At 52.4% G+C, this 542-nt stretch carries 1 pseudogene; it reads right to left on the bottom strand.

The window, feature by feature from the left end:
• Positions 1-542: pseudogene (locus ACTHSP_RS21500) on the bottom strand (glycosyltransferase family 39 protein); the annotation flags it as partial.

The raw sequence follows: 542 nt of genomic DNA, 5'->3' as shown, positions 1-542 counted from the left end.
AAACCACAGCAGGTTTTTCAGATAATAGGGCAGGTTGAAGGCCGTCTGAATCTGATGGAAGCCGCCGAATACGCCTAAGGAATAATGATTGAACCAAATATCAAACCATTCGGGATTGGTTTTTGATAAAACCAGTGGATACAGAATCAGCAGGGGCAGGGAAACGACGATGGCGCCAATCAGGGTCAGCAGATAGCGTTTGCTTTGCCAAGTGGAATGGAACGACAAGGCAAGTGCCAAAAACATCATGGCCGCGGTCAGCAGATAGCCTGAGGAGAGGGAGAGTAAAACCCAGCCGCCGCACAACAGCAAAATGGCAATAATGACGCGGCGGCGTGCCAGTGAAAAGCCGCACAGAATCAATCCAAACGCGGCAAAAGCGGCCGACATGGGATTGAGGAAGTGGGCGATGGGCAGCAAACCGATGCTGCCGATAAGGATTAAGACAACGCTGCGGCCATGGTGTCTGCCGAGAAAGTTGAAACCGGCAAAACCGCAGGCGGTCAGTCCGATGGCGGTAAATACCACGCCGGCAAAACGTG

It is taken from the genome of Neisseria sp. P0001.S005 (assembly GCF_051963715.1).
The sequence above is the reverse complement of the archived record's forward strand: the minus strand, read 5'-3'. Positions and strand labels throughout refer to the sequence as shown.